This is a genomic window from Streptomyces sp. NBC_00078 (genome assembly GCF_026343335.1).
In the GTDB taxonomy this organism is placed as follows: domain Bacteria; phylum Actinomycetota; class Actinomycetes; order Streptomycetales; family Streptomycetaceae; genus Streptomyces.
Window position 1 is genome coordinate 1,134,918 of the sequence record NZ_JAPELX010000001.1, and the last position, 25,713, is coordinate 1,160,630.

The following is a 25,713-nucleotide window of genomic DNA, read 5'->3' on the forward strand; positions in this document are numbered from 1 at the left end:
CAATGAACCTGTACCTGCCAGGAGTTGGCCGGACAGCCGCTGCTTGTTCACTCCTTCCGCGTAGCCGCACGAAAAGGCCCGCCCCAGGGGGGCGGGCTTCATCGGGTGAACGGCGGACGATGTCAGGGGGCTTGCAGGTCGACCAGTTCGGCCACGGCTCCGCGGTGGGCGCCGGCCGTGCCGTACGCGATCGAGTCGGCCTTGGCCCGCTTGAGGCAGAGGTGGATGGGGTGCTCCCAGGTCATGCCGATGCCGGCGTGCAACTGCAGCGCCTCCTCTGCGGCGTGGACGGCGACGGACGACGCGTACGCCTGGGCCACCGCCACCGCCACATCGGCGTCCTCGCCGCTCGCCAGGGCGTCGGCCGCGTTGCGGGCGGCCGCGCGGAGGTTGACCACCTCCAGCCACAGCTGGGCGAGCCGGTGCTTGAGCGCCTGGAAGCCGCCGACGGGCCGGTTGAACTGCTTGCGCTCCTTCAGATAGCGGACCGTCTCGGTCAACGCCCATTCGGCGAGGCCGAGTTGCTCGGAAGCAAGCAGTCCGGCGCCGGCCCGCAGAGCGCGTCGCACGGCGGGTTCGGCGTCGCCGATCCGGCGGGCGCCCGTCCCGTGGAGGGTGACGGCCGCCAGCGGCCGGGTGAGGTCGAAGGAGGTCTGCGGGGTGACGGTCGCGGCGTCCGCGTCGACCGCGTACAGGCCGCCGTCCTCGGCCGGCACCAGCAGGACATCGGCGACCGCCGCGTCCGCGATGCCGGTCAGCTCCCCGTGCAGGGTGCCGTCTTCGACGCGTACCGCCTTGTGGGCGCCGCCCGGAGCGACGTTCAGCGCGACGGCGAGCACGCCGATCTTCCGTGCCGACGCCAGCTCGGCCAGCAGGCCGTCGGCCTCGCACTCCAGCAGTGCCTCGGTGGCGACGACGGAACTGGTGAGATACGGCACGGGAGCGACCGCGCGCCCCAACTCCTCCAGGACCACGGCGACTTCACGGTGCGTGGCGCCCTGTCCGCCCTTGGCCTCGGGCACCAGCAGGCCGGCCAGGCCCATGCCGTCCGCGAGGGCCTTCCAGGCAGCGAGGTCGTGCGGGGTGCCGGACTCGGTGCGTGCGATGACGCCGGGCGCGTCGCAGTGGTCGGCGAGCAGGTCCCGTACGGCGTCCCGCAGCGCCTCTTGCTCCTCCGAGTACAGCAGGTCGGGCTGTGTGCGCCGCGTGGTCATCGGCTCAGGTCCTTCCATGCGACGTCCTTGTCGGTGCGCGGCTCGGCGGGCAGGCCCAGGACGCGTTCGGCGACGATGTTCAGCAGGACCTCGCTGGTCCCGCCCTCGATGCTGTTGCCCTTCGAGCGGAGGTAGCGGTAGCCGGCCTCGCGGCCGGTGAAGTCCACCAGTTCGGGACGGCGCATGGTCCAGTCGTCGTACAACAGGCCTTCCTCGCCCAGGAGTTCGACCTCCAGGCCGCTGATCTCCTGGTTGAGGCGGGCGAACGCGAGCTTCATGCCTGCGCCCTCGGGGCCGGGCTGGCCGACGGTGAGCTGCTGGCGCAGGCGTTCGCCGGTGAGCCGGGCGACCTCGGCGTCGACCCAGAGCTTCAGCAGCCGCTGGTGCAGGTCGGCGGTGCGCAGTTCCGGCCGCTCACGCCAGGTCCTGGCGATCGGGCCGATCATGCCTCCCTCGCGGGGCAGCCGCATGCCGCCGATGGCCACGCGTTCGTTGTTGAGCGTGGTCTGGGCGACCCGCCAGCCGTCGCCGACCTCGCCGAGGCGGTGGGAGTCGGGGATGCGGACGTCGGTGAGGAAGACCTCGTTGAACTCGGCCTCACCGGTGATCTGGCGCAGCGGACGGACCTCGACGCCGGGGTCGGTCATGTCGCAGATGAAGTAGGTGATACCGGCGTGCTTGGGCACGTCCGGGTCGGTGCGGGCGATGAGGATGGCCCAGCGGGAGTTGTGCGCGCCGGACGTCCACACCTTCTGCCCGTTGACGATCCAGTCGTCGCCCTCACGGACGGCCCGGGTCCCGAGTGCGGCGAGGTCGGAGCCGGCACCGGGCTCGCTGAACAGCTGGCACCAGACCTCCTCGCCGATCCACAACGGCCGCAGAAAGCGCTGCTTCTGCTCCTGTGTGCCGTACTTGAGGATGGTCGGAGCGGCCATGCCGAGTCCGATGCCGTTGCGGCGCGCGTCGTTGTCGGGGGCTTCGGCCGCCTCCAGCCCGGCGTCCACGACGGCCTGGAGGGAGCGCGGGGCGCCCAGCCCGCCGAGGCCCTCGGGGTAGTGCACCCATGCCAGACCCGCGTCGAAGCGGGCCTTGAGGAAGTCCAGGCGGTCGGTGGTGGCGGGCGGGTACGCGGACAGCAACTCGGCCGTGCGGCGCCTCAGTTCGGCTGCGTCGGTCATCAGGCGGCTCCATCCTGAAGCGACAGGGACGGCACCACGGCGACCCGGCCCGTCGTCACCCCGTCGCCGACCCGCTGCACGGCGGCCGCGGCCTCCGCCAGCGGTACGCGCTCGCTGACGAGCGGCTTGATGGCACCCCGGGCGGCAAGCTCGGTGAGCTGCTCGTGGCAGTGCTGGATCAGCTTCGGGTTCTTGGTGCCGTACAGGCCCCAGTGCAGGCCGAGGATGGAGTAGTTCTTCACCAGGGCGTGGTTCAGCCCCGGACTGGGGATGGTGCCGCTCGCGAAGCCGACGACCACGATCCGGCCCTCGAAGGCGACGACCTTGGTGGACTGGGTGTAGGCCTCGCCGCCGACCGGGTCGTAGATCACGTCGGCGCCCCGGCCGCCCGTGGCCTCCTTGACCGCGGCGACGACGTCCTCGCTGCGCCGGTCGACCACCACGTCGCAGCCCAGCTCCCGGGCGACGGCGGCCTTGTCTGCACCGCCGACGACACCGATGACCCGCGCCCCGGCGGCCTTGCCCAGCTGCACGGCCGCGCTGCCGACCCCTCCTGCGGCAGCGTGGACGAGCAGCGTCTCGCCGGCTTCCAGACCGGCTCGGCGGTGCAGACCGAACCAGCCCGTCTGGTAGCCGATGTGCAGGGCGGCGCTCTCCGCGTCGTCCAGCGACTCGGGCGCGGGCAGCAGGGCGGCGGCGTCCGCGACGGCGTACTCGGCGAAACCGCCGTACGGCAGCGCGGGGTTGGCGATCACCCGGCGGCCGTCCCCGGTCTCGCCGCAGATCTCCACGCCCGGTGTGAACGGCAGCGGCGGGCGCACCTGGTAGTGGCCCCGGCACATCAGCACGTCCGGGAAGTTGATGTTCGCGGCACGCACCTTCAGCAGCACCTGGCCGTCACCGGGCGTGGGCCGCTCCACCTCCTCGAGCCGCATCACCTCGCTCGGCTCGCCGTTCTCGTGCACTTGCCATGCCTGCATGCGGTGCCTCCACGGGACTGCGTCGTCTGACCGGGGTCCACCGCATACTAAGCGGTCGCTTGCCTCCGAGGGAACAGCGCTGCCGCGAACGTCACATTCCGCGCTTCGGCACAGCCCTACACGAGGGGCGGGGCAGCGTCCGGCTCCGGCGTGATGTCCTGCACGGCCACGCCGTCGAGCGGTATCGGCGGAGCCGCCTGCACCTTGAGGACGGCCGCCGCCACCTGCTCTCGCACCTCTTCCGGGAGCGGGGTTCCATGGATGGTGTCCATCAGGTCCTGGGCGAGGTGGTGCAGCTTTGTGTTGGTGTTCTGGGAGGCCGTGACGAGCACGGTCCAGGCGGCTTCGGCACTCAGGCTGAAGGAGGCCATCAGGATGCCGCGGGCCACGTCTATGGCAGGACGGGTCTGCATGGCCCGGCGCAGCTGTGCCACCTCGGTGCGCAGTTCCTGGTCGACGCCCTTCTCCTGCCTCCGGCCGTCAAGGACCTCGGGGACCGCGGCATGAGGACCGTCCGGGCCGGGGTGCGTGAACAGCTCCCCGGCGCCGGTGAGGTCGAGCAGCCGCTGGACCTCCGGGCTGCAGGCCCTGACGGCGACCGTCTTGCCCTGGAGCAGGGCCTGGCGCCGCAGGTCGAGCAGGATGTTGAGGCCGCCGCAGTCGCAGAATCGGACGGCACTCAGATCCAGGTCGACCCCGGTGGCCGAACGGCCGAGGATGTCGCGGAGCTCGGACTGGAGCTGCTGGGCACCGATGTCGAGCTCGCCGCGCACCGTGACGCTCATCCGGCTGCCGACCTCCGCCGACCTGATTGTGGCCAGGCCCGGGGGCTGTGCCGAGTGCACACGTTCCGGCATGACCCTTCCCCTCACGTACTCGCTTGCCTCCGCCTTCAGGTTCCCCTTCTCACCCCTCATACGTCAACTAATACATGAAACAGAGTTCGGGTTTTTGAATGCGCGAATGGTTGGTCGCTAGAGTTGGCACATGGATGGAGTGCCCGAGCCACACACCGGATGGACGTTTCTGACCAATCACGCACGAGTGCTTGCGGCGATCGCCGACAACCAGAGCGCCCGGATCCGCGACATCGCCGCCCACTGCAGGCTGACCGAACGCGCGGTTCAGAAGATCATTTCCGACCTTGAGCAGGACGGCTACCTCTCGCACGTCCGGGAAGGACGCACCAACACCTACCGCATCGAGCCCGGCAAGGTCCTGCGACATCCTGCCGAGGCCGGGCTCACCGTGACATCGCTGCTGTCACTGCTCGCCCAGGCCGAGGCCGACCGTTCCCCCTCCCCCGAGAACAGACCGCACGCCCCGGCCTGATCACCCGCGGACGCGACGGGCGACCGTCGGACCGGACGGCCGGGGCGTAGTGTCCGGCGGCGCCGACCGCTACGCCCCCTTGGGCCGGGCCCGTACATGCATCCGCTCCCCCTGCGGCCCGAACAGGCTCAGGAACTCCGCGGGCTCCTCTCCCGTCGACCCGAACCAGTGCGGCACCCGTGTGTCGAACTCCGCCGCCTCCCCGGCGCCCATCAGCACGTCGTGCTCGCCCAGCACCACCCTCAGCCGCCCCGACAGGACGTACAGCCACTCATAGCCCTCATGGGTGCGTGGCTCGGGCTCCTCCGCCCGCCGCGGTACGAGCACCTTGAACGCCTGGAGCCCGCCGGGCTGCCGAGTGAGCGGCCAGAAGGTACGTCCGTGCCGGACCAGCGGCTGGAGACGGACGCGCGGATCGCCGACCGGCGGGGCACCGACCAGTTCGTCGAGCGGCACCTGGTGTGCCTGGGCGACCGGCAGCAGCAGTTCGAGGCTGGGCTTGCGCAGGCCGGACTCCAGACGCGACAGGGTGCTCACCGAGATGCCGGTCGCCGCGGACAGTTCCGCCAAGGTCACCTCCCGCTCCTTCCGGATCCGACGCAGCCGGGGGCCCACATCCGCGAGAACGCCTTCGGTACTCATGCTCGTATTGCAGAATCAGCAATGACGTTTGTCAATCCCGCACCCGCGGAGCAGGTTGTGGGCATGACCGGGACATACGAAGTGATCGTGATCGGAGGCGGCGCGGCCGGACTGTCCGCGGCCCTCGTCCTGACCCGGGCCCTGCGCCGCGCCCTGGTCGTCGACGCGGGCGAACCCCGCAGCGCGCCGGCCGCCCCCATGCACGGCCATCTGTCGCGCGACGGTATGCCGCCGCAGGAGTTCCTGGCGATCGGGCGCGAGGAGATCGCACGCTACGGCGTCGAGCCGGTCCGGGACCGGGCGGTGGACGTCGGCAGGGGCGAGGACTTCGCCGAGCAGGTCGTGAACGCCGCGGCGGGCGGCTACCGGGCGGGCGCCACCGTCGACGGAGAGCTCCTCATGACGGACCTGGACGCACCACCCCAAGGCGCGCGGGGAACGGCGCGACCGGCCACAACAAGCCCGCACCCGACACACAATCCCTTCGTCCAGGTGTAATCCGGCGGAGCGCGTCGCACCATGGCTGCATGCTGCTTGCCCGGCTGGCCCATGTGTCCCAGGAGGTCGCCGCCGCCTCGGCGCGGTCCCGGAAGATCGCTCTGCTCGCCGAGCTGTTCCGGGACGCCGAGCCGGACGACGTGCCGATCGTGATCCCGTATCTGGCGGGACGACTGCCCCAGGGACGGCTCGGCGTCGGCTGGAAGGTGCTGAGCCGCCCGGTCGGCCCCGCCCCCGAACCGACTCTTACCGTGCGCGAGGCCGACGCCGTGCTCACCGACCTGGGCAAGGTCGCGGGCGCCGGCTCGCAGGCCGAACGGGCCCGGCTGGTCGGGGAGTTGATGGGCGCGGCCACCGAGGACGAGCAGCGGTTCCTGTTCGGGCTGATCACCGGCGAGGTACGGCAGGGCGCCCTGGAGGCCGTGGCCGTCGAGGGGCTGGCACAGGCGACGCAGGTGCCGGCGGCGGACGTGCGGCGGGCCGTGATGCTCGCGGGCTCCCTCCAGACGGTGGCACAGGCCCTGCTCACCGACGGCCCGGCGTCGCTCGAACGCTTCCGGCTCACCGTCGGCCGCCCGGTCCTGCCGATGCTGGCGCACAGCGCCTCCTCGGTGGCCGAGGCGGTCGACAAGCTCGGCGCCTGCGCGGTCGAGGAGAAGCTGGACGGCATCCGCGTCCAGGTCCACCGGGACGGCGATTCCGTACGGATCTACACCCGCACCCTTGACGACATCACCGACCGGCTGCCCGAACTCACCACCGCCGCACTGGAGTTGAGGAGCCGACGCTTCATCCTGGACGGTGAGGTGATCTCCTTCGGCGAGGACGGGCGGCCCCGGTCCTTCCAGGCGACGGCCGGGAGGGTCGGCTCGCGCGTGGACGTGGCGACGGCAGCCGAGTCGGTTCCCGTCTCTCCGGTCTTCTTCGACGCCCTCTCGGTCGACGACCGTGACCTGCTCGACCTGCCGTTCGCCGAGCGCCACGCGGAACTCGCCCGGCTGGTGCCCGAACCGATGCGGGTACGGCGCACCCTGGTGTCCGGGCCTCAGGACGTGGGCCCGGCCGAGGACTTCCTCGCAAAGACCCTGGAGCGCGGTCACGAGGGCGTGGTCGTCAAGGGGCTGGACGCCGCCTACGGCGCGGGCCGGCGCGGCGCGTCCTGGCTGAAGGTCAAGCCCGTGCACACGCTCGACCTGGTGGTGCTGGCCGCCGAGTGGGGCCACGGCCGCCGCACCGGCAAGCTCTCCAACCTCCACCTCGGCGCCCGCGACGCCGACGGCTCCTTCGCCATGCTCGGCAAGACGTTCAAGGGCATGACCGACGCGATGCTCACCTGGCAGACCGAGCGTCTGCAGGAGCTAGTCCCGTACTTCGCGGGTCGTTGAATCGGTTGGAGTAGAGGGTTCGGTCGTATCCGGGTCGGGGCTGTGGGCGTTAGCCGGGTGTGTCGATGATTTCCCGGTCCCCGCGGCCTCGGTCCCAGCGTCAGCGCCTTGAGTGCGTGGTGACGTCTGTGGTGGAGAAGCGTCTGGGCGCTCTGCCTGTCGCTGCCGAGTTTCTGCGCCGGCTGGACGTGGCGGGGATCGTCGACGGGTTGTGCCCGTCCGCGCCGAGCGCGCACCTGACGCACGGGCAGGTCATCGAGGCGCTGGTCGCGAACCGGCTGACCTCGCCGATACCGCTGTTCCGGGTCGGCGACTGGGCCCGGACCTGGGCGGTGGAGGAGGTCCTGGGCATCGAGGCGGGCTTGCTCAACGACGACCGCCTCGCGCGGGCACTGGATGCGATCGCCCCGAAGCTGGAGCAACTCGCGGGCACGGTCGGCGCGCGGGCGATCACCGAGTTCGGCATCGACGTGTCGCGGTTGCACTGGGACATGACGTCCATGTCCGTCCACGGGGCCTACCCGCTGGAAGATCAGGACGACGCGTTCCCGGTGATCAAGCACGGGCATCCCAAGGACCGCCGGGTGGACCTGAAGCAGGTCCAGGCCGGGCTCGCGGTCACCGGTGACGGCGGCATCCCGGTCCACGCCCGGGTCTTCGGCGGGGGCGCGGCCGAGGTGTCCCAGGTCGTCGGGGCGATGAAGGATCTGCAGAAGCTGGCCGGCGAACGGGAGTTCCTGCTGGTCGCCGATTCCAAGCTGGTTTCCTACCCGAACGTCGCCGCACTGCTGGCAGCCAGGACGGCATTCATCGCCCCGGTCCCGGCGGCTCAGGTCAAGGACGGTTTCTATGCCGCCTTGGACCTGGAGGCCGCCACTGTCGTGGACTGGGTGCCCGACCGCGACGCGGGCAAGGACCCCGCCCAGCGCGAGGTCTACCGGGTACTGGAGGACGTTCACACCCTGAACGGTCCGCGCAGGCGCGACCCGGTCCTGAGCGTTCGCCGAATCCTGGTCCACTCCACCGGCAACGCTGCGGGCCAGCAGGCCGCCCGCACCAAACGCCTCACCCGCGCGGCCGAGGACCTGGACAAGGTCCAGCACGGAGCCGGCGGCAGGTACTACAACACCGCCGAGAAGATCGCGGCCCGTATCGGCGTGATCGCCAAGACCCGGCGGGTTGCCTCCTGCCTGCGCACCGAGATCGGCGAAGACGACAACGGCAGGCCCACCCTGGCCTGGCACTTCGACCATCAGGTCCTGGACGACGAGGCGGCAGCCGACGGCTGGTACGCGCTGCTGACGGCGCTGACCCCCGAGCAGGCCGACCCGGGCCAGGTCCTGATCCAGTACAAGGGCCAGGGATCGGTCGAGCGCCGTTACGCGGACTTCAAGGGCCCCCTGGCGGTCACCCCGCTGTTCGTGCAGCACAACCACCGCGTCGCCGCCCTGATCCAGGTCATCTGCCTGGCCCTGCTGGTCTTCAGCCTGATCGAGCGCCAGGTCAGACAAGCCCTGGGCCCCGAGCAGACGATGGTCGGCCTCTACCCGGACAACCGCCGGGTGCGGCCCACCGGCCGCATGATCCTCTACCACCTGAGCGAACTCGCCCTGCGGATCGGCAACGTCACCGATCCACCCACCGTCCAGATCACCCGAGGAGTCCAACTCCACCTCCTCGACCTCCTCGGCATCGAAGTCACTCAAACCCGCTGGCCAATGACCTGAAACGGCGACCCGCGAAGTACAGGGCTAGTGCTCTGACCGCATACCTTCGCCGGGTTGAGCGGGTGTGTGGCCATTGATGCCGGCTACCTGGCCGTGGCATCCGCCTATGCTCGGCTCGTGCAGCCGCTTTCCGACAGCAGCAATCCGTTGGTCACGGCGTTCCCAGCCGAGCTTGCAAGCGATGCCGAGGCAGTCCTGGCGGTGATGCCTGATTCTCGGTTCCCGCCGCATGCCTCGTTCTCGGTCGCTGTAGAGGGCCAGCAGGTTTTGATCCCCGGCCGCCTCTACAACGGCGAGCCGCCAACTGACGCGGTGGCGTCGCTTTCGTCGCGCCAACGGCAGCTTCTGCACTGTCTGTACTCAAGGCACTGCGACGGGGTGGTCAGACAGCGTCATCTGGAGAAGGTCGTTGGTTCCACGGACCCATGGGTCGTCCCCTTCGTCGTGCAGCTGGTTGGCGAGTACGTCTTGGAAATCCTGGTGGTCATCTGCGATGAGCTCCGTGGCCTCGCCACGCCCGGCACCTGCGGCCACCTCGCTTACGGGCAGTTCATCGTGGACAACCCGGCCTTCTTCGCACGCACGCAACGGCGGGTCGTGAGCTACTGGAACTGCTACTACCGGGGCACCTACGCGAGCTTCCGGGGCTACCCAGGGTGCACTCTTCTTGACCTCCTACGGTCCGCTGCCTCCGACAGAGCAGGGCGTCCCTGGCCCAACCTCGCTCCAGTCGGCGCCAGCGTGGACGGCTACTGCTAGGACTCGGCCGGGAAAGATATCCGGCCGGTCAAGCGGCATCGGCGAGGGGACGTCCGCCCCAACGGATGCCCTTCTCGCTGCGGATGCGAGCGCGCTCGCGGCGCTGGGCTGCCAGCACGTCGGGGTGACGGGCATTCGCGTTGCGCCAGCGCAGATAGGCGTGCAGGGCCCGGGTCTGCACGGTGTGGTTGCGGTGGTTGGAGTTCGCGACGGTGAACTGCCGCAACGGTCCGAAGTGCGCCTCGATCGGGTTGGCCCAGGACGCGTATGTCGGCGTGAAGCACAGCTCGACGCGGTTCTTCTTCGCCCAGCGGCGGATCGTCTCGCCCTTGTGGGCGGACAGGTTGTCCAGGATGACGTAGATCGGGGCGCCGTCCGGGCGGGCGGCCCGGATCGACCTGAGCGCGGCCAGGGTGTTCGCGGCCCCCTTCTTCCGGCGGTTGACGCCCCAGAGCGTGTCGTCGCCGACCGAATAGCAGCCGTGGAAGTACCTGACGCCGTGGGTGCGGTGGTAGGTCGCCGGGTGCCGCTCGGGATGACTGGCGGGAGCCCAGCACGCACCGCCGGTGGGGCGGATTCCGAGCGGGCCGAACTCGTCGAACGCGAAGACCCGGTCCGGGAAGCGGTCCAGGACCTCCTCGATCCGGTCCAGCTTTGCCTCGCGGTCGGGGTCCGGGGACTCCTTCCACGTCTTGGTGCGCTGGAAGGTGATGCCGCGGCGGGCGAGCAGACGGCGTAATGCCTCGCGACCGATGCGGATGACCCGCCCATGGACTTTCCGCAGGTAGGCGGCGAGTTTGCGGATGGACCAGCGGGTGAAGGGCTGGCCGAGCTTGGTCGGGCGGGTGGTGGCCGTCTGGACGACGAAGTCCTCGTCGTCAGGACTGAGCAGGCGGGGACGGCCTCCCGCCCACCGAGGGTCCAGACAGGCCAGGCCGATCTCGTTGAACCGGTGGATCACATCCCGGACTGTGTCCTCGTCGGCCTGCACCAGCTGGGCGATCACCGGGACCCGGTTCCCGCCAGCCGACGCCAGTAGCATCATCGCGCGTCGGAAGCGCACCGAACTGGTGCTGCCCCGGCGCACGATCTGCTGCAGCTTCTGCCCCTCCTGGTCGGTCAACCTGCGCACGCGGACAGGCTCAGCCACCGCACCCCCAGCACTCGGATCGGACGTCACCGCACATCCAACCGCCCCGACCACCAACCCGGCGAACCAATGTGGTCAGAGCACTAGCCACGGGCTGCAACGCCCACGTGGTGACCGTACGCCCCGAACTCGTCGTCGAGATCGCCTACGACGGCCTGCAGAGGTCCACCCGCTACCCGGCGGGCGTCACCCTCCGCTTCGCCCGCGTGGTCCGCTACCGCGAGGACAAGCGTCCCGAGCAGGCGGACACGGTCGAGACGCTGCTGGCCGCGCACCCGGAGGTACACCTGTGAGCGGGAAGCGGAGCGCGGGCCTGCTGTTGTTCCGGCACACCGGCAACGGCCTGGAGGTATTGCTGGGCCATATGGGTGGCCCGTTCTTCGCCAGGCGGGACGCCGGGGCGTGGACCGTCCCGAAGGGCGAGTACGTGGCCGGGGAGGAGACCGCCCGGGACGCCGCGCGGCGCGAGTTCCAGGAGGAGCTGGGGCTGCCGCCGCCTGCCGGCGAGGCGGTGCCCCTGGGCGAGGTCCGGCAGACGGGCGGCAAGACCGTCACGGCCTGGGCCGTCGAGGCCGACCTCGATCCGGCGACGATCGAGCCCGGGACGTTCCGGATGGAGTGGCCGCCGCGGTCCGGGCAGACCCAGGAGTTCCCCGAGCTGGACCGCGTGCGGTGGTTCGGGCTCGACCGCGCACGGGAGGTGATCGTCACGGCGCAGGCCGCGTTTCTCGACCGGCTGGCCGAGCACTCGCCCTGAGCAGACGCACACGCGTTGCGGTCACCCGCGGCGCGCGGGAAGGTCGTAACACGAGCAGCGCCCCCAGGAGGTCAGCCATGCCCATCGCGACGGTGAATCCGGCGAACGGCGAGACGCTCAAGACGTACGAGGCCATGGGCGAGGAGGAGCTGGAGCGCCGGCTCCAGCTCGCGGAGGCGACGTTCCGCACCTACCGGACGACACCCTTCGGCGAACGCGCCCGCCTGCTGCACAGGGCCGCCGGCCTGCTCGACGACATCCAGCAGGACATCGCCCGTGTCATGACCACCGAGATGGGCAAGCCCATCAAGCAGGCGCGCGCCGAGGCCGCCAAGTGCGCCAAGGCGATGCGCTGGTACGCCGACCACGCCGAGGAACTGCTGGCCGACGAGGAGCCCGCGGACGCCGATGTGAAGGACTCGGGCGGCTCCCGCGTCCTGGTCCGCTACCGGCCGCTCGGTCCCGTGCTCGCGGTGATGCCGTGGAACTTCCCGCTGTGGCAGGTGATCCGGTTCGCCGCGCCCGCGCTGATGGCGGGCAACGTGGGCCTGCTCAAGCACGCCTCCAACGTGCCGCAGACGGCCCTCTTCCTGGAGGACCTCTTCCATCGGGCCGGCTATCCGGAAGGCTGCTTCCAGACGCTGCTGGTCGGCTCGGGCGCGGTCGACGACCTCCTGCGCGACGACCGTGTGAAGGCGGCCACCCTCACCGGCAGCGAACCCGCGGGCCGCGCGGTCGCGTCCACCTCCGGGGAGATGATCAAGAAGACGGTGCTGGAGCTGGGCGGCAGCGACCCGTACGTCGTCATGCCGTCCGCCGACGTCGACCGGGCCGCGCGGATCGCGGTCACCGCGCGCGTGCAGAACAACGGCCAGTCGTGCATCGCCGCCAAGCGGTTCATCGTGCACACGGACGTCTACGACCGGTTCACGGAGCGGTTCGTCGAGGGCATGAAGGCGCTCAAGGTCGGCGACCCGATGGAGGAGGACACGGAGGTCGGGCCGCTGTCGAGCGAGCAGGGGCGGGCCGATCTGGAGGAGCTCGTCGACGACGCCAGGCACAGCGGGGCGCAGGTGCTGTGCGGCGGCCATCGACTCCGCCGGCCCGAGCTGCCCGGCTGGTACTACCCGCCGACCGTCATCGCCGGGATCACACGGGAGATGCGGATCCACCGCGAGGAGGCCTTCGGGCCCGTCGCCACCCTGTATCGCGCATCGGGTCTCGACGAGGCCGTGCTCATCGCCAACGACTCGCCGTTCGGGCTGAGTTCGAACGTGTGGACGCGGGACGAGGCGGAGGTCGACCGGTTCGTACGGGACCTGGAGGCGGGCGGCGTGTTCTTCAACGGCATGACCGCCTCCCATCCGGCGTTCCCGTTCGGCGGGGTCAAGCGGTCCGGGTACGGGCGTGAGCTGTCCGGGCACGGAATCCGGGAGTTCTGCAACATCACGACGGTTTGGCACGGTGCGTGAACGCTGCGCGGCTAACATCCCGGTTGTGAACCGCGAAGTGACTCTGCCTCTGATCGTCGACGACCGCGGTACCTTGCAGGTGGCCGCGGCCGATGTGAGCAAGTTGTTGCGGACGGTGGGGGGCCGGTGGCTGCACCTTGTCGAGGCCGGGGAGAGCGGACTCGACGAGGACACTGTGGCGGCGTTGACCATTGAGCTGGCGAAGCTGGCCGACCGGATCGACGTGGCGTGCATCGCGCACAGCAGCGGGAGTGCGCCGTAGGGGGCGCCCTCTTCCAGGCCGTGCTTCTGGGCCGTGCTTCTAGGCCAGCTGCAGCAACGTCGACCAGAACAGCGCCTCGTAGCTCTGGAGCAGTCGGCCATGCCCGTGTGCGCGTTCCTCATCGAGGAACCCCGCGTCCAGGCCCGCCTGGACCGCCGCCGTCGCCTTCCGGTCCAGCTCCGGTGACGGCTCGGCGAAGAAGTCGAAGAAGGCGCACTCGTCGCCCTTGAAGCCGTAGTGGGTGCGCAGGGCCTGTGCGATGGTTGCGCAGTAGCCGCCCCAGGCCGAGAAGTTGGCGGTGATCGCCAGGACCGTGTCCGTCGGGGAGGCGTTGAGGGCGAGCCAGGCGACGTAGGACGGATAGGCCTGGCAGCCCGGCAGCGGCTCGTATGCGCGCGTCCGTGCCTCGTCGATGCCGCACGCCGCCGCGAACGGCTCCAGCCGCTCCCCCGCCAGCGCCTCGCCCTCGGCGAGCATCTCGAAGAACGCGGCCGCCTCCGGCTCCTCGGTCGCGCGCTGCGCCAGATGCAGGAACGCGCGACGGTCCGCCGGGATCACCCAGCGCTGTTCCAGAGCGAGCGTCACGAGTGTGTCGCGGGAGGCCTCGCCGCGGGCGATCAGCGGCACGAGAGCGTTGGCGTGGGGATCCGGGGCGAGCGTCGCGGTGGTCGTCTCCAGCAGTTCCGTGGCCGTACGCGTCATCGCGTCCTCCGTGGGTTTCGGATGCGGGGCTCCTGTCGTCGACCCTGGCACGGGGTCCCCGATTCGGAGTAGCCCGACGCGAGATCGTCGACCCGACGGGTGATCGTGGGTTAATCACCCGCAAGGGTGAACCACTTTCCGACCCGGGTGCCGAACGGCCCCCCGGACGGCGAAAGCAGGCGCGGTTCATGGCGACTTTGTGCAGACCCTCGGTGTCCGTCCCAGAGCACGTGATCACGATGGAGGAGACGCTGGAACTCGCGCGCTCCCACCACGCCGACCATCCCCAACTGCCGCCGGCCCTCCGGCTGATCGAGAACACGGGCGTACGCACCCGGCACGGGTGCCGGACCTGAAGCTGGCCGTACCGCCGGACCGGGTGCCCTTCAAGAAGGGGGCGTTGATCCGCGGTCCCGAAGCCCTGCCGGTCACGTGGTGAGCGGCAGGTGACCGCGACGGAGGGCCTGCTGGTCCCGCCGGGCCACGGCAGGGGGTCGTCCAGACCCCGGCCCAGCGCGTGCCCTTCAAGGTCACCGGCACCCGCTCGCGCACCGCCTCGACCTTCGAGGTGGAGGCGAGGTGGAGGTCCTGCCGGGCTTCGACGTGGGCGCCCGTGTGCACACCCGCAGCGAGGAGTTGTTCTATGTCCTCGAAGGCGAGCTGGACGTCCTCGCCTTCGAGCCGCGGGTGCGCGCGCCCCGACAACTGGCAGCGCTGGCAGTCGAGTTCGGGCAACCGGGTGGTCCGTGCGACACCGGGTACGGTCATCGTCGTACCGCCCGGGTGCCCGCATGCGTTCGCCAATCCGACGGACACCCCGGCGAGGATTTTCTTCCAGGCATCCCCGCCCCCGGATCACGAGCGCTACTTCGCGGAACTGCTGGAGATCCTCGGAGCAGCGGGACCGCCGGATCACGCGGCGGTCGAAGAACTGCGCGGCCGCTACGACATCGAGCAGCTGACACCGTTGAAACACCGGTGACGAACACGGTGCGGCTCGGCCCGCAGGTCGTATGCGGCCGGCCGCACAGTTCCCCGCGCCCCGGTCGGGCGCTACCGGATCGGCATCCCCGACAACGTGCGCGCGATCACCAGCCGCTGAATCTCACTCGTACCTTCGAAGATCGTGTAGATCGCGGCGTCACGGTGCATCCGCTCCACCGGGTACTCCCGCGTGTAGCCGTTGCCGCCGAGGATCTGGAGGGCCTGGGCCGTGACCTTCTTCGCCGTCTCACTGGCGAACAGCTTCGACATGGAGCCCTCGGCGGCCGTGAACTGCTTGCCGTTGACCGCCATCCAGGACGCCCGCCAGACCAGCAGACGAGCCGCGTCGATGGACGTCCGCATGTCCGCGAGCTGGAAGGCGACGCCCTGGTTGTCGATGATCGGACGTCCGAACTGCTCACGGGTCATGGCGTAGTCGAGGGCCACCTCGTACGCGGCCCGAGCGGTGCCGACCGCCATGGCACCCACCGCGGGGCGGCTCGCCTCGAACGTCGCCATGGCCGCGTTCTTCACGCGCTCACCGCCCGCCCTGGCCCGCTCGCGGGCCCGCGCCAGACGCTCGTCCAGCTTCTCCTTGCCGCCGAGGAGGCAGGAACCGGGGACGCGCGCGTCCTCCAGGACGACCTCGGCGGTGTGCGAGGCGCGGATGCCGTGCTTCTTGAACTTCTGCCCCTGGGACAGGCCCGGCGTGTTCGGCGGGACGATGAAGGACGCGTGGCCCTTGGAGCCCAGCTCCGGGTCGACGACCGCGACGACGACGTGGACGTTGGCGATGCCGCCGTTGGTCGCCCAGGTCTTCGTGCCGTTGAGCACCCACTCGTCCTTGGCTTCGTCGTACACGGCGCGCGTGCGCATGGAGGCCACGTCGGAGCCGGCGTCGGGCTCGGAGGAGCAGAAGGCCGCGACCTTGACGTCGTCCGCGTCGCCGTACATCTGCGGGATCCAGGTGCCGATCTGCTCCTCGGTTCCGTTGGCGAGAACGCCCACGGCGGCGAGGCCGGTGCCCACGATCGACAGGGCGATGCCCGCGTCGCCCCAGAACAGCTCCTCCATCGCCGTCGGGATGCCCAGACCGGTGGGGTCGAAGTACTGCTGGGCGTAGAAGTCGAGGGAGTAGATGCCTACCTTCGCGGCTTCCTGGATGACCGGCCAGGGAGTCTCCTCACGCTCGTCCCATTCGGCGGCCGCGGGGCGGATGACGTCGGCGGCGAACCCGTGCAGCCAGTCCCGGACCTCCCTCTGTTCGTCGTTGAGCTCCATGGTGAACTCGGCCATGTCCCCTCCAGCGGCGGTGCCTTTTATTGTTACTAGCGGTAACTTGAGTCTGTTACCCACGGGTAGGAAAAGTCAACTCCCCATGCCGGGTCGGCAGCCCGTTCGATGCAGAAGGCATGTTCAGTGTTATTTTGCGCAGGCGTCACCGAATTGGCACGGGCGGGGAGAGCTCATGGACACCACACAGCGGACCGAGCAGCAGCGGTCCGCCGACCGACGTCGGCGCGAACTCCTGGAGGCGGCCGACAGGGTGGTCCTGCGCGACGGCCCCCAGGCCTCGATGAACGCCATCGCGGCTGAGGCAGGGATCACAAAGCCCATCCTGTACCGGCACTTCGGCGACAAGAGCGGACTGTACGCCGCGTTGGCCAAGCGGCATACCGACGCCCTGCTGAACTCGCTCCGGGCGGCCCTCGACGCCCCCGCGGACCGGCGGGAAAGGGTGGAGGCCACGCTCGACACCTACCTCACGGCGATCGAAGCACGCCCGCAGGTGTACCGCTTCCTGATGCATCCCGCGGAGGGCAACCCGACGGGCGACCAGGGCTTCGACGCCGGCAAGCACGCGATTCCGCTGCTGAGGCGCATGGGCGAGGAGTTGGCACAGGTCATCGAGGACCGGCTGGACCTGGGGCCGGAGGGCCAGCGGCTGGCCCGGGTGTGGGGACACGGGATCGTCGGCATGATGCACGCGGCGGGCGACTGGTGGCTGGGGGAACGTCCGTGTTCCCGGGCCGAGTTGGTGCGGAGTCTGGCCGATCTCCTGTGGGGACGGCTGGCCGCGGCGGGCGACAAGGTCGGTGGTCCGGGGTTCTGACGGCTGCGTTCCGGCTGGGGGCCGGTGGGGTCGACGTCGTCCGCTTCACCGGCGCCAGGAAGCTCGCCTCACCTGTCGCATCAGGCGCCGGTGCCGCCGGCCCGTCAGGCGGTCGGCATAGACCTTGCCCTCCAGGTGATCGCACTCGTGCTGCAAGCATCTGGCAAAGAATCCCGTGCCGTGGACCGTCACCGGCTTCCCGGTGGCGGTGAAGCCCTCCACCACCGCGTGGTCGTGGCGCTCCGTCCCCGCCTCCAGGCCCGGCAGGGACAGGCAGCCCTCCGGGCCCCTGATCACCACTCCGTCGGCCTCGACCAGCCGCGGATTCACCACATGTCCCAGATGGCGGACCTCGTCGTCGTCCGGGCAGTCGTAGACGAACACCCGCAAGGATTCACCGACCTGGTTGGCCGCCAGACCGACGCCCTGCGCCGCGTACATCGTGGCGAACAGGTCCTCGACCAGTGCGGCCAGTTCGGGGCCGAAGTCGGTGACCTCCTCGCACGGGGCGTGCAGGAGCGGGTCCGCGAGCAGGGTGAGGGGCCGGACACGCCCGCGGGTGCCCGGAATGGAGCCGTTTCGCATGGCCGCAAGGGTACGGCGGTTCGGGACGGTGAACGGATCTCGATAGGCTGAGGTCCACACCACGTTGCCGTAAGGCTCCAGGCACGGCGCGTACGCAAGGAGGATCGAGAACTGATGGCAGGCAACTCGGACCCGCTCACGCCGCGGGCCAAGCTGGCCGTGACCGCCGGCAAGGCGGTCGCGGCGGCGTCACGCGCCGCCGGGCGCGGCAGCGGTTCGGTGATCGGCGGCCGGGTGGCGCTCAAGCTCGACCCCGACCTCCTCGCGCGGCTCGCCCAGAACCTGGACGTCACGCTGGTCTCGGCGACCAACGGCAAGACCACGACGACGCGGCTGATCGCCGAGGCGCTGCGCGCCGCCGGCCCGGTCGTCTCCAACGCGCTCGGCGCCAACATGCCCGCCGGCATCACCTCGGCGCTCGCCGGCAGCTCGGACGCCCGGTTCGGCGTGATCGAGGTCGACGAGAAGTACCTGGCCGGCGTCGCCCGGGACACCGACCCGAAGTGCATCGCGCTGCTGAACCTCTCCCGCGACCAGCTCGACCGCGCCGCCGAGACCCGGATGCTCGCGGAGGCCTGGCGCGAGGGGCTCGCGGGATCGAAGGCCGTCATCGTCGCCAACGCCGACGACCCGCTGGTGGTGTGGGCCGCGTCCTCCTCCCCCAATGTGATCTGGGTCGCCGCCGGGCAGATGTGGAAGGACGACGCCTGGTCCTGCCCGTCCTGCGGTGGCGTGATGCAGCGGCCCGGCGACGACTGGTTCTGCGGGGAGTGCGGCTTCCGACGGCCCACGCCGAGCTGGGCACTGCGCGGCGACCACGTCCTCGACCCCCACGGGTCCGCCTGGCCCATCCATCTCCAGCTGCCCGGCCGCGCCAACAAGGCGAACGCCGCCAGCTCCGCCGCCGTCGCCGCCGTCTTCGGCGTACCGCCGCAGGTCGCCCTGGAACGCATGTACCAGGTGCAGGCCGTCGCCGGACGCTACGACGTGGTGCAGTTCCAGCAGCGCGACCTCCGGCTCCTGCTCGCCAAGAACCCGGCGGGCTGGCTCGAAACGTTCAGCCTGATCGATCCTCCGCCCACCCCGGTGATCCTTTCGGTGAACGCGCGCGGCGCGGACGGCACCGACACCTCCTGGCTGTGGGACGTCGACTACACGCGCCTGGCCGGCCACCCGATCTGCGTGATCGGTGACCGGAAGCTGGACCTCGCGGTGCGTCTGGAGGTCGCGAACCAGCACTTCCAGGTCTGCGACGACCTCGACCAGGCGGTGCAGATGTGCCCGCCGGGCCGGATCGAGGTCATCGCCAACTACACCGCGTTCCAGGACCTGCGCCGCCGCGTCGGCAACTGACCACTCGGAGGACACAAGTGAGCGACAACAGCCTGCGGGTCGTCTGGATCTACCCCGACCTGCTCAGCACGTACGGCGACCAGGGCAACGTCCTGGTCGTGGAGCGCCGGGCCCGGCAGCGCGGCCTGGACGTGGCCCGCCTGGACGTGCGCAGCGACCAGCCGATCCCCACCTCCGGTGACATCTACCTCATCGGTGGCGGCGAGGACCGTCCGCAGCGGCTCGCGGCCGAGCGGCTGCGCCGGGACGGCGGTCTGCACCGGGCCGCCGAGAACGGCGCGATCCTCTTCTCGGTGTGCGCCGGCTACCAGATCCTCGGCCACGAGTTCATCAACGACCTCGGCCAGCGCGAGCCCGGCCTCGGTCTGCTGGACGTGGTCTCGGTGCGCGGCGAGGGCGAGCGGTGCGTCGGTGACGTGCTCGCCGACATCAACCCGCAGCTCGGCCTGCCCCCGCTGACCGGCTTCGAGAACCACCAGGGCGTCACCCACCTCGGTCCGACGGCCCGCCCCTTCGCCAATGTCCGCCTCGGCAACGGCAACGGCACGGGCGACGGCACGGAGGGCGCGTACAACGACACGGTCTTCGGTACGTACATGCACGGTCCGGTGCTGGCCCGCAACCCGCTGATCGCGGACCTGCTGCTGAAGCTGGCGCTCGATGTGAACGCGCTGCCCCCGACCGACGACCGCTGGTACGAGGCGCTGCGCAACGAGCGCATCGCGGCTGCTCAGCAGCCTGCCTGAGGCCGGGCCCGCGGTGTGCGGGATCCAGCCCGTCTGACGGCGCGTCCGCACAGGTGAGCGGGGTCGTCCAGCAGGCGGACGCACGGTAGGGCCCCGCCCCCTCCTGCCGCTAGGGTGGCGGGGTTCGAGCCGGACAGCGCGGTCCGGTCCCGTGCCACGTTCAATAGCTGAGAAGGTTTTTTCGGGCTATGCGCATTGGTGTCCTCACGTCCGGCGGCGACTGTCCCGGCCTGAACGCCGTCATCCGGTCCGTCGTGCACCGTGCCGTGGCCGACCACGGCGACGAGGTCATCGGCTTCCGGGACGGCTGGAAGGGCCTCCTGGAGTGCGACTACCTCAAGCTCGACCTCGACGCGGTGGGCGGCATCCTGGCCCGCGGCGGCACCATCCTCGGCTCGTCCCGGGTCCAGCCCTCCCATCTGCGGGACGGTGTGGAGCGGGCCAGGGGACATGTCGAGGAGCTCGGTCTCGACGCGATCATCCCCATCGGTGGTGAGGGCACGCTGAAGGCGGCCCGGCTGATGTACGACGCCGGCCTGCCGATCGTCGGTGTCCCCAAGACCATCGACAACGACATCGCCGTCACGGACGTCACGTTCGGCTTCGACACGGCCGTCGGCGTCGCGACCGAGGCCCTGGACCGGCTGAAGACCACCGCCGAGTCGCACCAGCGCGTCATGGTCGTGGAGGTCATGGGCCGGCACACCGGCTGGATCGCGTTGCACTCCGGCATGGCGGCCGGCGCCCACGCCATCGTCGTACCGGAACGGCCCTTCGACATCGAGGAGTTGGCCCGGAAGGTCGGCGAGCGGTTCGAGGCGGGCAAGCGGTTCGCCATCGTCGTCGCGGCCGAGGGGGCCAAGCCGAAGGCCGGGTCCATGGCGTTCGACGAGGGTGGCAGGGACATCTACGGCCACGAGCGCTTCGCCGGGATCGCCAACCAGCTCTCCATCGAGCTGGAGGAGCGGCTGGGGAAGGAAGCGCGGCCGGTCATCCTGGGGCATGTGCAGCGGGGCGGTACGCCGACCGCGTACGACCGGGTGCTCGCCACCCGTTTCGGCTGGCACGCCGTGGAGGCCGTGCACCGGGGCGAGTTCGGCAAGATGACCGCACTGCGCGGCACGGACATCGAGATGGTGTCGCTGGCGGAGGCGGTCGAGACGCTGAAGACGGTGCCGGTGGAGCGTTACGACGAGGCGGAGTGCGTCCTCTAGCACGCCACCAGGTGCGTCACCAAGTGCCTCGCTTCGTACGTCGCCCAGTGCGTCCTCGTACGTCATTGGTCTTGAACGGAATGTAAGAGTCCGCCCCCGGTCGCAGCAGCGGCCGGGGGCGGTTCTAGTCTGGGTCCGGACAGACAGCGCACAACCCCCACGAATCAGGAGCCGTTGGATGGATCACAGCGGGCACGGCATGACCATGGATCTGCCGCCGTTCACGCTGGGGCGGGGTCTTCAGTGGTCGGCGGACCCGTTCTTCCTCGTGGCCTGCCTCGTGGGACTCGCGCTGTACGCGTACGGCGTCGTACGGCTGCGGCGGCGCGGTGACAAGTGGTCGCCGGCGCGGACCGTCTCGTTCGTCCTCGGTCTGCTGACCGTCGGGCTCGTGATGTGCACGAAGCTCAACGACTACGGCATGGTCATGTTCAGCGTGCACATGGTGCAGCACATGATCATCAGCATGCTGTCGCCGATCCTGATCCTGCTCGGCGCGCCGGTCACCCTCGCACTGCGCGCGCTGCCGACCGCAGGGAAGGGCCGCAGGGGTCCGCGTGAGCTGCTGCTGATGCTGCTGCACAGCCGGTACATGCGGATCATCACGCACCCGGCCTTCACCATTCCGCTGTTCATCGCGAGCCTGTACGCGCTGTACTTCACCCCGATCTTCGACTTCCTGATGGGCTCCAAGACGGGGCACGTCGCGATGATGGTGCACTTCCTGGCCGTGGGTGTGGTCTTCTTCTGGCCGATCATCGGCGTGGATCCCGGGCCGCAGCGGCCGGGTTATCTGATGCGGATGCTGGAGCTGTTCGCGGGCATGCCGTTCCACGCGTTCTTCGGCATCGCGCTGATGATGGCGTCGACGCCGATGGTGGAAACGTTCAGGAACCCGCCCGCCTCGCTCGGCATCGACGCGCTCTCCGACCAGACCGCGGCCGGCGGCATCGCCTGGGCGTTCAGCGAGGTGCCCTCCGTCCTGGTGCTGCTCGCGCTGCTGTTCCAGTGGTACGGCTCCGAACAGCGGCAGGCCAAGCGCCAGGACCGCGCCGCCGACCGGGACGGCGACAAGGAACTCGAGGCATACAACGCCTATTTGGCCTCATTGAACGCACGGGGCCGTTGAAGGCTTCGCCATTCGGAAGCATTCAGTAGCATGAAGTGCATCGGGGGAACCGCCTGGGGGGGCGGTAATGACACTTCGCGCATTTATGCAAGGAACCGGGAAATCGGCGATCCGTAAGATCGCCGTCCTGCTCTTCTTCGTTCTGACGCTCAGCGGCTGTGATCGAAGCGCGCCACCGCTCATGGTGAAGGCGGTGGCCGCGGGAGTTCCTTCGCTCGCGCCTTTCTTCGACGAGAGCGGCCGTCTTGGCCATGACGCCGTGGTCAGGTCGCAGGCCGTGCACGGGAGTCTGCAGCAAGGGGACACACCAGGCCTGTACGGGGGCACGAGGAAGCCGACCATCTGCGACGTCAAGCAGCTCAAGGCCTTCCTCACGGACCCCGGGAACAGGCGCAAGGCGCAAGCCTGGGCGACCGCACCGGGCATCACCACGGCCGGGATCCCGGGATATCTGGACCGGCTCACTCCTGTGCTCCTGCGTCACGACACTCTCGTACTGAACCACGACTACAAAAAGGGAAAGGCCGTCCCCTACAACTCCTTGCTGCAGGCGGGAGTCGCCGTTCTCGTCGACGAACAGGGACTTCCGGCTGTGAAGTGCTCGTGCGGAAATCCACTCCGCCCCTTCACGGACGACACGAACAGGATTTCGGTCAAGTTCGAGGACGGCAACAAGAAATGGCGGGGATACCGGCCCTCATCCGTGGTGGCCGTGCGGCCCGCGCCGCGGAGCATGGAGCGGCTCGCTCTGGTCGACGTCGACGATCCCGGCCGGGGCATCGACCGGCCGGCCGGCACGACGGGCGCCCACGACAGGACCTTCGACACCCGCAAGCAGCGTGCGGTGCCCGACCTCGCCGGGACCCTGTTCGGAGAGGCGAGCCGACGGCTGGCCGACGAGGGGCTGGCGGTCGGGTACGACGGGAAGGAACGGCCGCCCGACGACGCACGGGTGACGGCATCGGACCCGCCGACGGGGACCGAGCTCGGGTTCGGGGAGTACGTGATGCTGAGCGTGGCCGGCAGGACGCCGGGAGGCGCGTCCGGGGGGACGTCCGACCGGTCGACCACTCCCCCGGCGCCGCCTTCGGTCCCCGAGCCGCCGTCCACCGCACCACCGTCCTCGCCTTACTGGCCGTCCTCGCCGTCTTCCCTGTCTTCCCCGTCCGTCTCGTCGAGCAGCGGGGCGGGGCCGTCGTCCTCCCCGCCCACGTCGAGCGCACCGCCCAGCTCCAAGGCACCCCCGTCGAGTGAGCCGCCCGGTTCGCCGCCGACGACGGCCGGCTCATCCCCGGCCGGCGATCCGGTCACCAGCAGCGCTCCGCCTCCCGGCGCCCCGGACACCACGAGCGCCCCGCCGCCCGAGACCGTCAGCGCTCCGGCCACCAGCGAGCCGCCGGCGAGCCGCGCCCCCGCCACGAGTGAGCCCGCGTCTTCGGGGCCCGCCTCGATCGCCATCACGTAGCGCCCCCGAGGAACCCGGGAGTCACCGGATGCATTCAGGATCACCGACGTCGGGAGTGGGCCGGGTCATCGCCGGCCGCTATCTGCTGCTGAACCCGCTCGGCAGCGGCGGCATGGGTCATGTGTGGCTCGCCCACGACCGGAGACTCGCCTGCGAGGTCGCGCTCAAGGAGATCGTGTTCCGGGACCCGGACCCGTCCGGCGACGAGCGGGAGGCCCGGGTCGCCCGCGCCCGCGCGGAGGCCCGGCACGCGGCGGGGCTGCGCGGCCATCCGCACGTGGTGACGGTGCACGACGTGCTGGAGCACGAGGGGCTGCCGTGGATCGTCATGGAGTACGTGGCGGGCGCCGTCGACCTGAAGGAGCTGGTCGATACGCGCGGACCGCTCGCGCCCGCCGAGTGCGCCCGCGTCGGGCTCGCCGTGCTGGACGCACTGACCGCCGGACACGAGCGCGGCGTCATGCACCGGGACGTGAAACCGGCGAACATCCTGCTCGCGCCGGACCGCACCGGGGCGCCGTACGGCCGCATCCTGCTCACCGACTACGGCATCTCGGTGCAGCCGGACACCGGGGAGACCCGGTACACGCTGGCGTCCGTACTGGTGGGGACGTCGGGCTATCTGGCGCCGGAGCGGGCCACGGGCGGTTCGCCCACCCCGGCCGCCGATCTGTTCTCGCTGGGCTGCACGCTCTACCACGGCGTCGAGGGCCTGGGCCCCTTCGAGCGCGAGTCACATCTCGCGGAGGTCACCGCGGTGGTCATGGAGGAGCCGCGTCCGGCCGTGCGGGCCGGTGCGCTGGGCCCCGTACTGCAGGCGATGCTGGTGAAGGATCCGGGGCGGCGGCCGTCCGCGACGGAGGCGGAGGCGGCGCTGTCGCGGATCGTCACGTCGCAGGCCGAGGCGTACACCCGTGCACAGGCCGACCCCGGTTCGCTGCCGCCCTGGGCCGCGATGTCACCCGGACCTGCCCCTTCGCCTCCTGCGCACGGCACCCGGCCGTACGGCTTCGGGCCCGTCGTCGTGTCGTCCCCGCCCTCCCACCGCCGCCGCGAGCTGCCGCGGGTCCTGCGGGCCGTCCTCGCCGCCTGTCTCGGTCTGGTGCTGGCCCTGGGCGGCGTCTGGTACGCGACGGCGCACCGGAAGAGCGGCGACGACGGGACGGAGTCGTCGCCGTACGGCACGGCCGTCGGGCTCACCCGGCCGCTCAAGGACGGGGAGTGCGTGCTCGTGGACTGGCCGGGCCCGGTGCGTTTCCAGGGCACGCCGCGCCTCGCCCCGGATCCGACCTGTACGGACAGGGCTCCCGACGGGCAGGTGACGGCGTTCGTGACGGCGGCGTCGGCGGATGAGGCGCGCAGGCTGGGGCCGGCCCGGTGCGAGCAGCGGACGCAGGAGATCCGGGAACGGCTGGCCGATGTCCGCAGCGTCGCCGTCGTGCCCACACAGTCCGGTTTCGACACCGCGGGACGGCGCACCGCCTGTCTGGTGCTCGGTGCGCACGGGCCGGTGTACGGGCCGCTCGGCGACCGGCGGAAGGCCGGCGCGGCCTTCGCCGACACGGCGAACATGCAGCGGCGCGACTGCCTGCGGATCCGTTCCGACCGGGACGCCCGCCTGGTGTCCTGCGGTGGTCCGCACGACGAGCAGGTGCTCGGTTTCACCCGGCTGGGCGCGGGCGTCACGCTCACCGACGCCCGTACGAAGTCGGACGCGTCGTGCGCGAAGGACGTGCCGCCGAGCGACTACGGCTTCGATCCGTCGGTCTACACGGCGGGCTCCTGGACCAGTGAGGGCCCGTGGAAGTCGGGCACGCATTTCGTCGTGTGCACCGTCCGGAAGCAGAACGGGGGCACCATAGAGGGGGACGAACCCTGAGGAGGGTGCCGCGATGCCCGGTTCTGCGGACAGTTCTACGAAGGTGATGGGGGCGGTCACGGTCGGCGGCCTCGTCGTTGTGACCGCCTACACGGTGGCGCTCGGCTCCAGCGGCTGGCTGTGGTTCGGCTGGGTCGTGCTGGGCCTGCTCACCCTCGGGATGGTGGCGACCCGCAGTACGTGACGC

Annotated in this window: 23 protein-coding genes and 5 pseudogenes; 19 read left to right on the forward strand and 9 right to left on the reverse strand. The window is 70.4% G+C overall.

Features of this window, described 5'->3' with window-relative positions; genetic code table 11:
- Positions 1–122: 122 nt before the first annotated feature.
- From OOK07_RS05185 to OOK07_RS05200, 4 genes are all read right to left on the reverse strand, one after another.
- Positions 123–1,214: an acyl-CoA dehydrogenase family protein gene (locus OOK07_RS05185; RefSeq protein WP_266795224.1), complete on the reverse strand. Its 1,092-nt coding sequence runs from the start codon at positions 1,212–1,214 to the stop codon at positions 123–125.
- Complete coding sequence (locus OOK07_RS05190) at positions 1,211–2,392, reverse strand: acyl-CoA dehydrogenase family protein (RefSeq protein WP_266677394.1); 1,182 nt, start codon at positions 2,390–2,392, stop codon at positions 1,211–1,213. Before OOK07_RS05190 ends, OOK07_RS05185 begins: the two co-directional genes overlap by 4 nt.
- Entirely contained in the window at positions 2,392–3,372 is a 981-nt protein-coding gene (locus tag OOK07_RS05195) for an NADPH:quinone oxidoreductase family protein (RefSeq protein ID WP_266677396.1), read from the reverse strand. Before OOK07_RS05195 ends, OOK07_RS05190 begins: the two co-directional genes overlap by 1 nt.
- A gap of 116 nt (positions 3,373–3,488) precedes the next feature.
- Positions 3,489–4,229 carry an ANTAR domain-containing protein gene (locus tag OOK07_RS05200; RefSeq protein WP_266677398.1) on the reverse strand — a complete coding sequence of 247 codons (741 nt, stop codon included), beginning with the start codon at positions 4,227–4,229 and terminating at the stop codon, positions 3,489–3,491.
- A gap of 130 nt (positions 4,230–4,359) precedes the next feature.
- Between OOK07_RS05200 and OOK07_RS05205 the strand changes: the two genes are divergently transcribed.
- Positions 4,360–4,704 carry a helix-turn-helix transcriptional regulator gene (locus OOK07_RS05205; protein WP_266677400.1) on the forward strand — a complete coding sequence of 115 codons (345 nt, stop codon included), beginning with the start codon at positions 4,360–4,362 and terminating at the stop codon, positions 4,702–4,704.
- A gap of 69 nt (positions 4,705–4,773) precedes the next feature.
- Here the strand turns inward: OOK07_RS05205 and OOK07_RS05210 are convergent, their stop codons facing one another.
- Positions 4,774–5,346 (reverse strand): helix-turn-helix domain-containing protein, encoded by a 573-nt coding sequence (locus tag OOK07_RS05210; RefSeq protein ID WP_266677402.1) that lies wholly within the window; start codon positions 5,344–5,346, stop codon positions 4,774–4,776.
- A 63-nt stretch (positions 5,347–5,409) separates the two neighbouring features.
- On the opposite strand from OOK07_RS05210, the pseudogene OOK07_RS05215 reads away from it, so the two are divergent.
- From OOK07_RS05215 to OOK07_RS05230, 4 genes and pseudogenes are all read left to right on the forward strand, one after another.
- Positions 5,410–5,679: pseudogene (locus OOK07_RS05215) on the forward strand (FAD-dependent oxidoreductase); the annotation flags it as partial.
- Between the two features lie 194 nt (positions 5,680–5,873).
- Positions 5,874–7,205 (forward strand): annotated as a pseudogene (locus tag OOK07_RS05220) (ATP-dependent DNA ligase); the annotation flags it as partial.
- 152 nt (positions 7,206–7,357) lie between these two features.
- On the forward strand, positions 7,358–8,956 hold the full coding sequence (locus OOK07_RS05225) for an IS1634 family transposase (RefSeq protein WP_266679595.1): 1,599 nt from the start codon (positions 7,358–7,360) through the stop codon (positions 8,954–8,956).
- A 117-nt stretch (positions 8,957–9,073) separates the two neighbouring features.
- Positions 9,074–9,715, forward strand: coding sequence for a hypothetical protein (locus OOK07_RS05230; RefSeq protein WP_266795180.1), 642 nt, complete (start codon positions 9,074–9,076; stop codon positions 9,713–9,715).
- Positions 9,716–9,743: 28 nt separating this feature from the next.
- Here the strand turns inward: OOK07_RS05230 and OOK07_RS05235 are convergent, their stop codons facing one another.
- Positions 9,744–10,865 carry an IS630 family transposase gene (locus OOK07_RS05235; RefSeq protein ID WP_323182926.1) on the reverse strand — a complete coding sequence of 374 codons (1,122 nt, stop codon included), beginning with the start codon at positions 10,863–10,865 and terminating at the stop codon, positions 9,744–9,746.
- Between the two features lie 107 nt (positions 10,866–10,972).
- Here OOK07_RS05235 and OOK07_RS05240 point away from each other — a divergent pair.
- From OOK07_RS05240 to OOK07_RS05255, 4 genes and pseudogenes are all read left to right on the forward strand, one after another.
- A pseudogene (locus OOK07_RS05240) lies at positions 10,973–11,158 on the forward strand (ATP dependent DNA ligase); the annotation flags it as partial.
- Positions 11,155–11,622 (forward strand): NUDIX hydrolase, encoded by a 468-nt coding sequence (locus OOK07_RS05245; RefSeq protein ID WP_266795227.1) that lies wholly within the window; start codon positions 11,155–11,157, stop codon positions 11,620–11,622. The pseudogene OOK07_RS05240 and the gene OOK07_RS05245, both read left to right, overlap by 4 nt.
- 77 nt (positions 11,623–11,699) lie before the next feature.
- Positions 11,700–13,094, forward strand: a complete 1,395-nt coding sequence (locus OOK07_RS05250) for an NADP-dependent succinic semialdehyde dehydrogenase (protein ID WP_266677406.1) — start codon at positions 11,700–11,702, stop codon at positions 13,092–13,094.
- A 25-nt stretch (positions 13,095–13,119) separates the two neighbouring features.
- On the forward strand, positions 13,120–13,356 hold the full coding sequence (locus OOK07_RS05255; RefSeq protein ID WP_266527430.1) for a DUF6213 family protein: 237 nt from the start codon (positions 13,120–13,122) through the stop codon (positions 13,354–13,356).
- 39 nt (positions 13,357–13,395) lie between these two features.
- Here OOK07_RS05255 and OOK07_RS05260 read toward each other — a convergent pair whose 3' ends face one another.
- Entirely contained in the window at positions 13,396–14,058 is a 663-nt protein-coding gene (locus OOK07_RS05260) for a thiaminase II/PqqC family protein (RefSeq protein WP_266795229.1), read from the reverse strand.
- Positions 14,059–14,246: 188 nt separating this feature from the next.
- Here OOK07_RS05260 and OOK07_RS05265 point away from each other — a divergent pair.
- Together OOK07_RS05265 and OOK07_RS05270 are read left to right on the forward strand one after the other, a co-directional pair.
- Positions 14,247–14,399, forward strand: a pseudogene (locus OOK07_RS05265) (type III polyketide synthase); the annotation flags it as partial.
- Positions 14,400–14,504: 105 nt separating this feature from the next.
- Positions 14,505–15,040, forward strand: a pseudogene (locus OOK07_RS05270) (cupin domain-containing protein).
- Between the two features lie 71 nt (positions 15,041–15,111).
- Here the strand turns inward: OOK07_RS05270 and OOK07_RS05275 are convergent.
- Complete coding sequence (locus OOK07_RS05275) at positions 15,112–16,338, reverse strand: acyl-CoA dehydrogenase family protein (RefSeq protein ID WP_266677410.1); 1,227 nt, start codon at positions 16,336–16,338, stop codon at positions 15,112–15,114.
- 172 nt (positions 16,339–16,510) lie between these two features.
- Here OOK07_RS05275 and OOK07_RS05280 point away from each other — a divergent pair, with 172 nt between their 5' ends.
- Complete coding sequence (locus OOK07_RS05280; RefSeq protein WP_266677412.1) at positions 16,511–17,155, forward strand: TetR/AcrR family transcriptional regulator; 645 nt, start codon at positions 16,511–16,513, stop codon at positions 17,153–17,155.
- A gap of 45 nt (positions 17,156–17,200) precedes the next feature.
- Here OOK07_RS05280 and def read toward each other — a convergent pair whose 3' ends face one another.
- The gene (gene def, locus OOK07_RS05285) at positions 17,201–17,740 is read right to left on the reverse strand and encodes a peptide deformylase (RefSeq protein WP_266677419.1); all 540 of its coding nucleotides are present in this window, start codon (positions 17,738–17,740) and stop codon (positions 17,201–17,203) included.
- Between the two features lie 114 nt (positions 17,741–17,854).
- On the opposite strand from def, the gene OOK07_RS05290 reads away from it, so the two are divergent.
- The 7 genes from OOK07_RS05290 (at position 17,855) to OOK07_RS05320 (ending at position 25,710) form a co-directional block, all read left to right on the forward strand.
- The gene (locus OOK07_RS05290) at positions 17,855–19,093 is read left to right on the forward strand and encodes a MurT ligase domain-containing protein (RefSeq protein ID WP_266527445.1); all 1,239 of its coding nucleotides are present in this window, start codon (positions 17,855–17,857) and stop codon (positions 19,091–19,093) included.
- A gap of 17 nt (positions 19,094–19,110) precedes the next feature.
- Complete coding sequence (locus OOK07_RS05295) at positions 19,111–19,839, forward strand: type 1 glutamine amidotransferase (RefSeq protein WP_266795231.1); 729 nt, start codon at positions 19,111–19,113, stop codon at positions 19,837–19,839.
- Between the two features lie 188 nt (positions 19,840–20,027).
- Entirely contained in the window at positions 20,028–21,053 is a 1,026-nt protein-coding gene (locus OOK07_RS05300; protein ID WP_266795232.1) for a 6-phosphofructokinase, read from the forward strand.
- 178 nt (positions 21,054–21,231) lie between these two features.
- Positions 21,232–22,182 (forward strand): cytochrome c oxidase assembly protein, encoded by a 951-nt coding sequence (locus OOK07_RS05305; protein ID WP_266795233.1) that lies wholly within the window; start codon positions 21,232–21,234, stop codon positions 22,180–22,182.
- Between the two features lie 85 nt (positions 22,183–22,267).
- Positions 22,268–23,647, forward strand: a complete 1,380-nt coding sequence (locus tag OOK07_RS05310; protein WP_266795235.1) for a DUF6777 domain-containing protein — start codon at positions 22,268–22,270, stop codon at positions 23,645–23,647.
- Between the two features lie 28 nt (positions 23,648–23,675).
- The gene (locus OOK07_RS05315) at positions 23,676–25,526 is read left to right on the forward strand and encodes a serine/threonine-protein kinase (RefSeq protein WP_266795236.1); all 1,851 of its coding nucleotides are present in this window, start codon (positions 23,676–23,678) and stop codon (positions 25,524–25,526) included.
- 13 nt (positions 25,527–25,539) lie between these two features.
- On the forward strand, positions 25,540–25,710 hold the full coding sequence (locus OOK07_RS05320; RefSeq protein ID WP_266795238.1) for a hypothetical protein: 171 nt from the start codon (positions 25,540–25,542) through the stop codon (positions 25,708–25,710).
- Positions 25,711–25,713 lie beyond the last annotated feature (3 nt).

Coding starts and splice junctions, on each gene's coding strand:
- OOK07_RS05290 (WP_266527445.1), top strand. CDS start 17,855: ATGGCAGGCAACTCGGACCCGCTCACGCCGCGGGCCAAGCTGGCCGTG.
- OOK07_RS05280 (WP_266677412.1), top strand. CDS start 16,511: ATGGACACCACACAGCGGACCGAGCAGCAGCGGTCCGCCGACCGACGT.
- OOK07_RS05205 (WP_266677400.1), top strand. CDS start 4,360: ATGGATGGAGTGCCCGAGCCACACACCGGATGGACGTTTCTGACCAAT.
- OOK07_RS05305 (WP_266795233.1), top strand. CDS start 21,232: ATGGATCACAGCGGGCACGGCATGACCATGGATCTGCCGCCGTTCACG.
- OOK07_RS05195 (WP_266677396.1), bottom strand. CDS start 3,372: ATGCAGGCATGGCAAGTGCACGAGAACGGCGAGCCGAGCGAGGTGATG.
- OOK07_RS05310 (WP_266795235.1), top strand. CDS start 22,268: ATGCAAGGAACCGGGAAATCGGCGATCCGTAAGATCGCCGTCCTGCTC.
- OOK07_RS05190 (WP_266677394.1), bottom strand. CDS start 2,392: ATGACCGACGCAGCCGAACTGAGGCGCCGCACGGCCGAGTTGCTGTCC.
- OOK07_RS05260 (WP_266795229.1), bottom strand. CDS start 14,058: ATGACGCGTACGGCCACGGAACTGCTGGAGACGACCACCGCGACGCTC.
- OOK07_RS05185 (WP_266795224.1), bottom strand. CDS start 1,214: ATGACCACGCGGCGCACACAGCCCGACCTGCTGTACTCGGAGGAGCAA.
- OOK07_RS05315 (WP_266795236.1), top strand. CDS start 23,676: ATGCATTCAGGATCACCGACGTCGGGAGTGGGCCGGGTCATCGCCGGC.
- OOK07_RS05250 (WP_266677406.1), top strand. CDS start 11,700: ATGCCCATCGCGACGGTGAATCCGGCGAACGGCGAGACGCTCAAGACG.
- OOK07_RS05200 (WP_266677398.1), bottom strand. CDS start 4,229: ATGCCGGAACGTGTGCACTCGGCACAGCCCCCGGGCCTGGCCACAATC.
- OOK07_RS05210 (WP_266677402.1), bottom strand. CDS start 5,346: ATGAGTACCGAAGGCGTTCTCGCGGATGTGGGCCCCCGGCTGCGTCGG.
- def (WP_266677419.1), bottom strand. CDS start 17,740: ATGCGAAACGGCTCCATTCCGGGCACCCGCGGGCGTGTCCGGCCCCTC.
- OOK07_RS05275 (WP_266677410.1), bottom strand. CDS start 16,338: ATGGCCGAGTTCACCATGGAGCTCAACGACGAACAGAGGGAGGTCCGG.
- OOK07_RS05320 (WP_266795238.1), top strand. CDS start 25,540: ATGCCCGGTTCTGCGGACAGTTCTACGAAGGTGATGGGGGCGGTCACG.
- OOK07_RS05300 (WP_266795232.1), top strand. CDS start 20,028: ATGCGCATTGGTGTCCTCACGTCCGGCGGCGACTGTCCCGGCCTGAAC.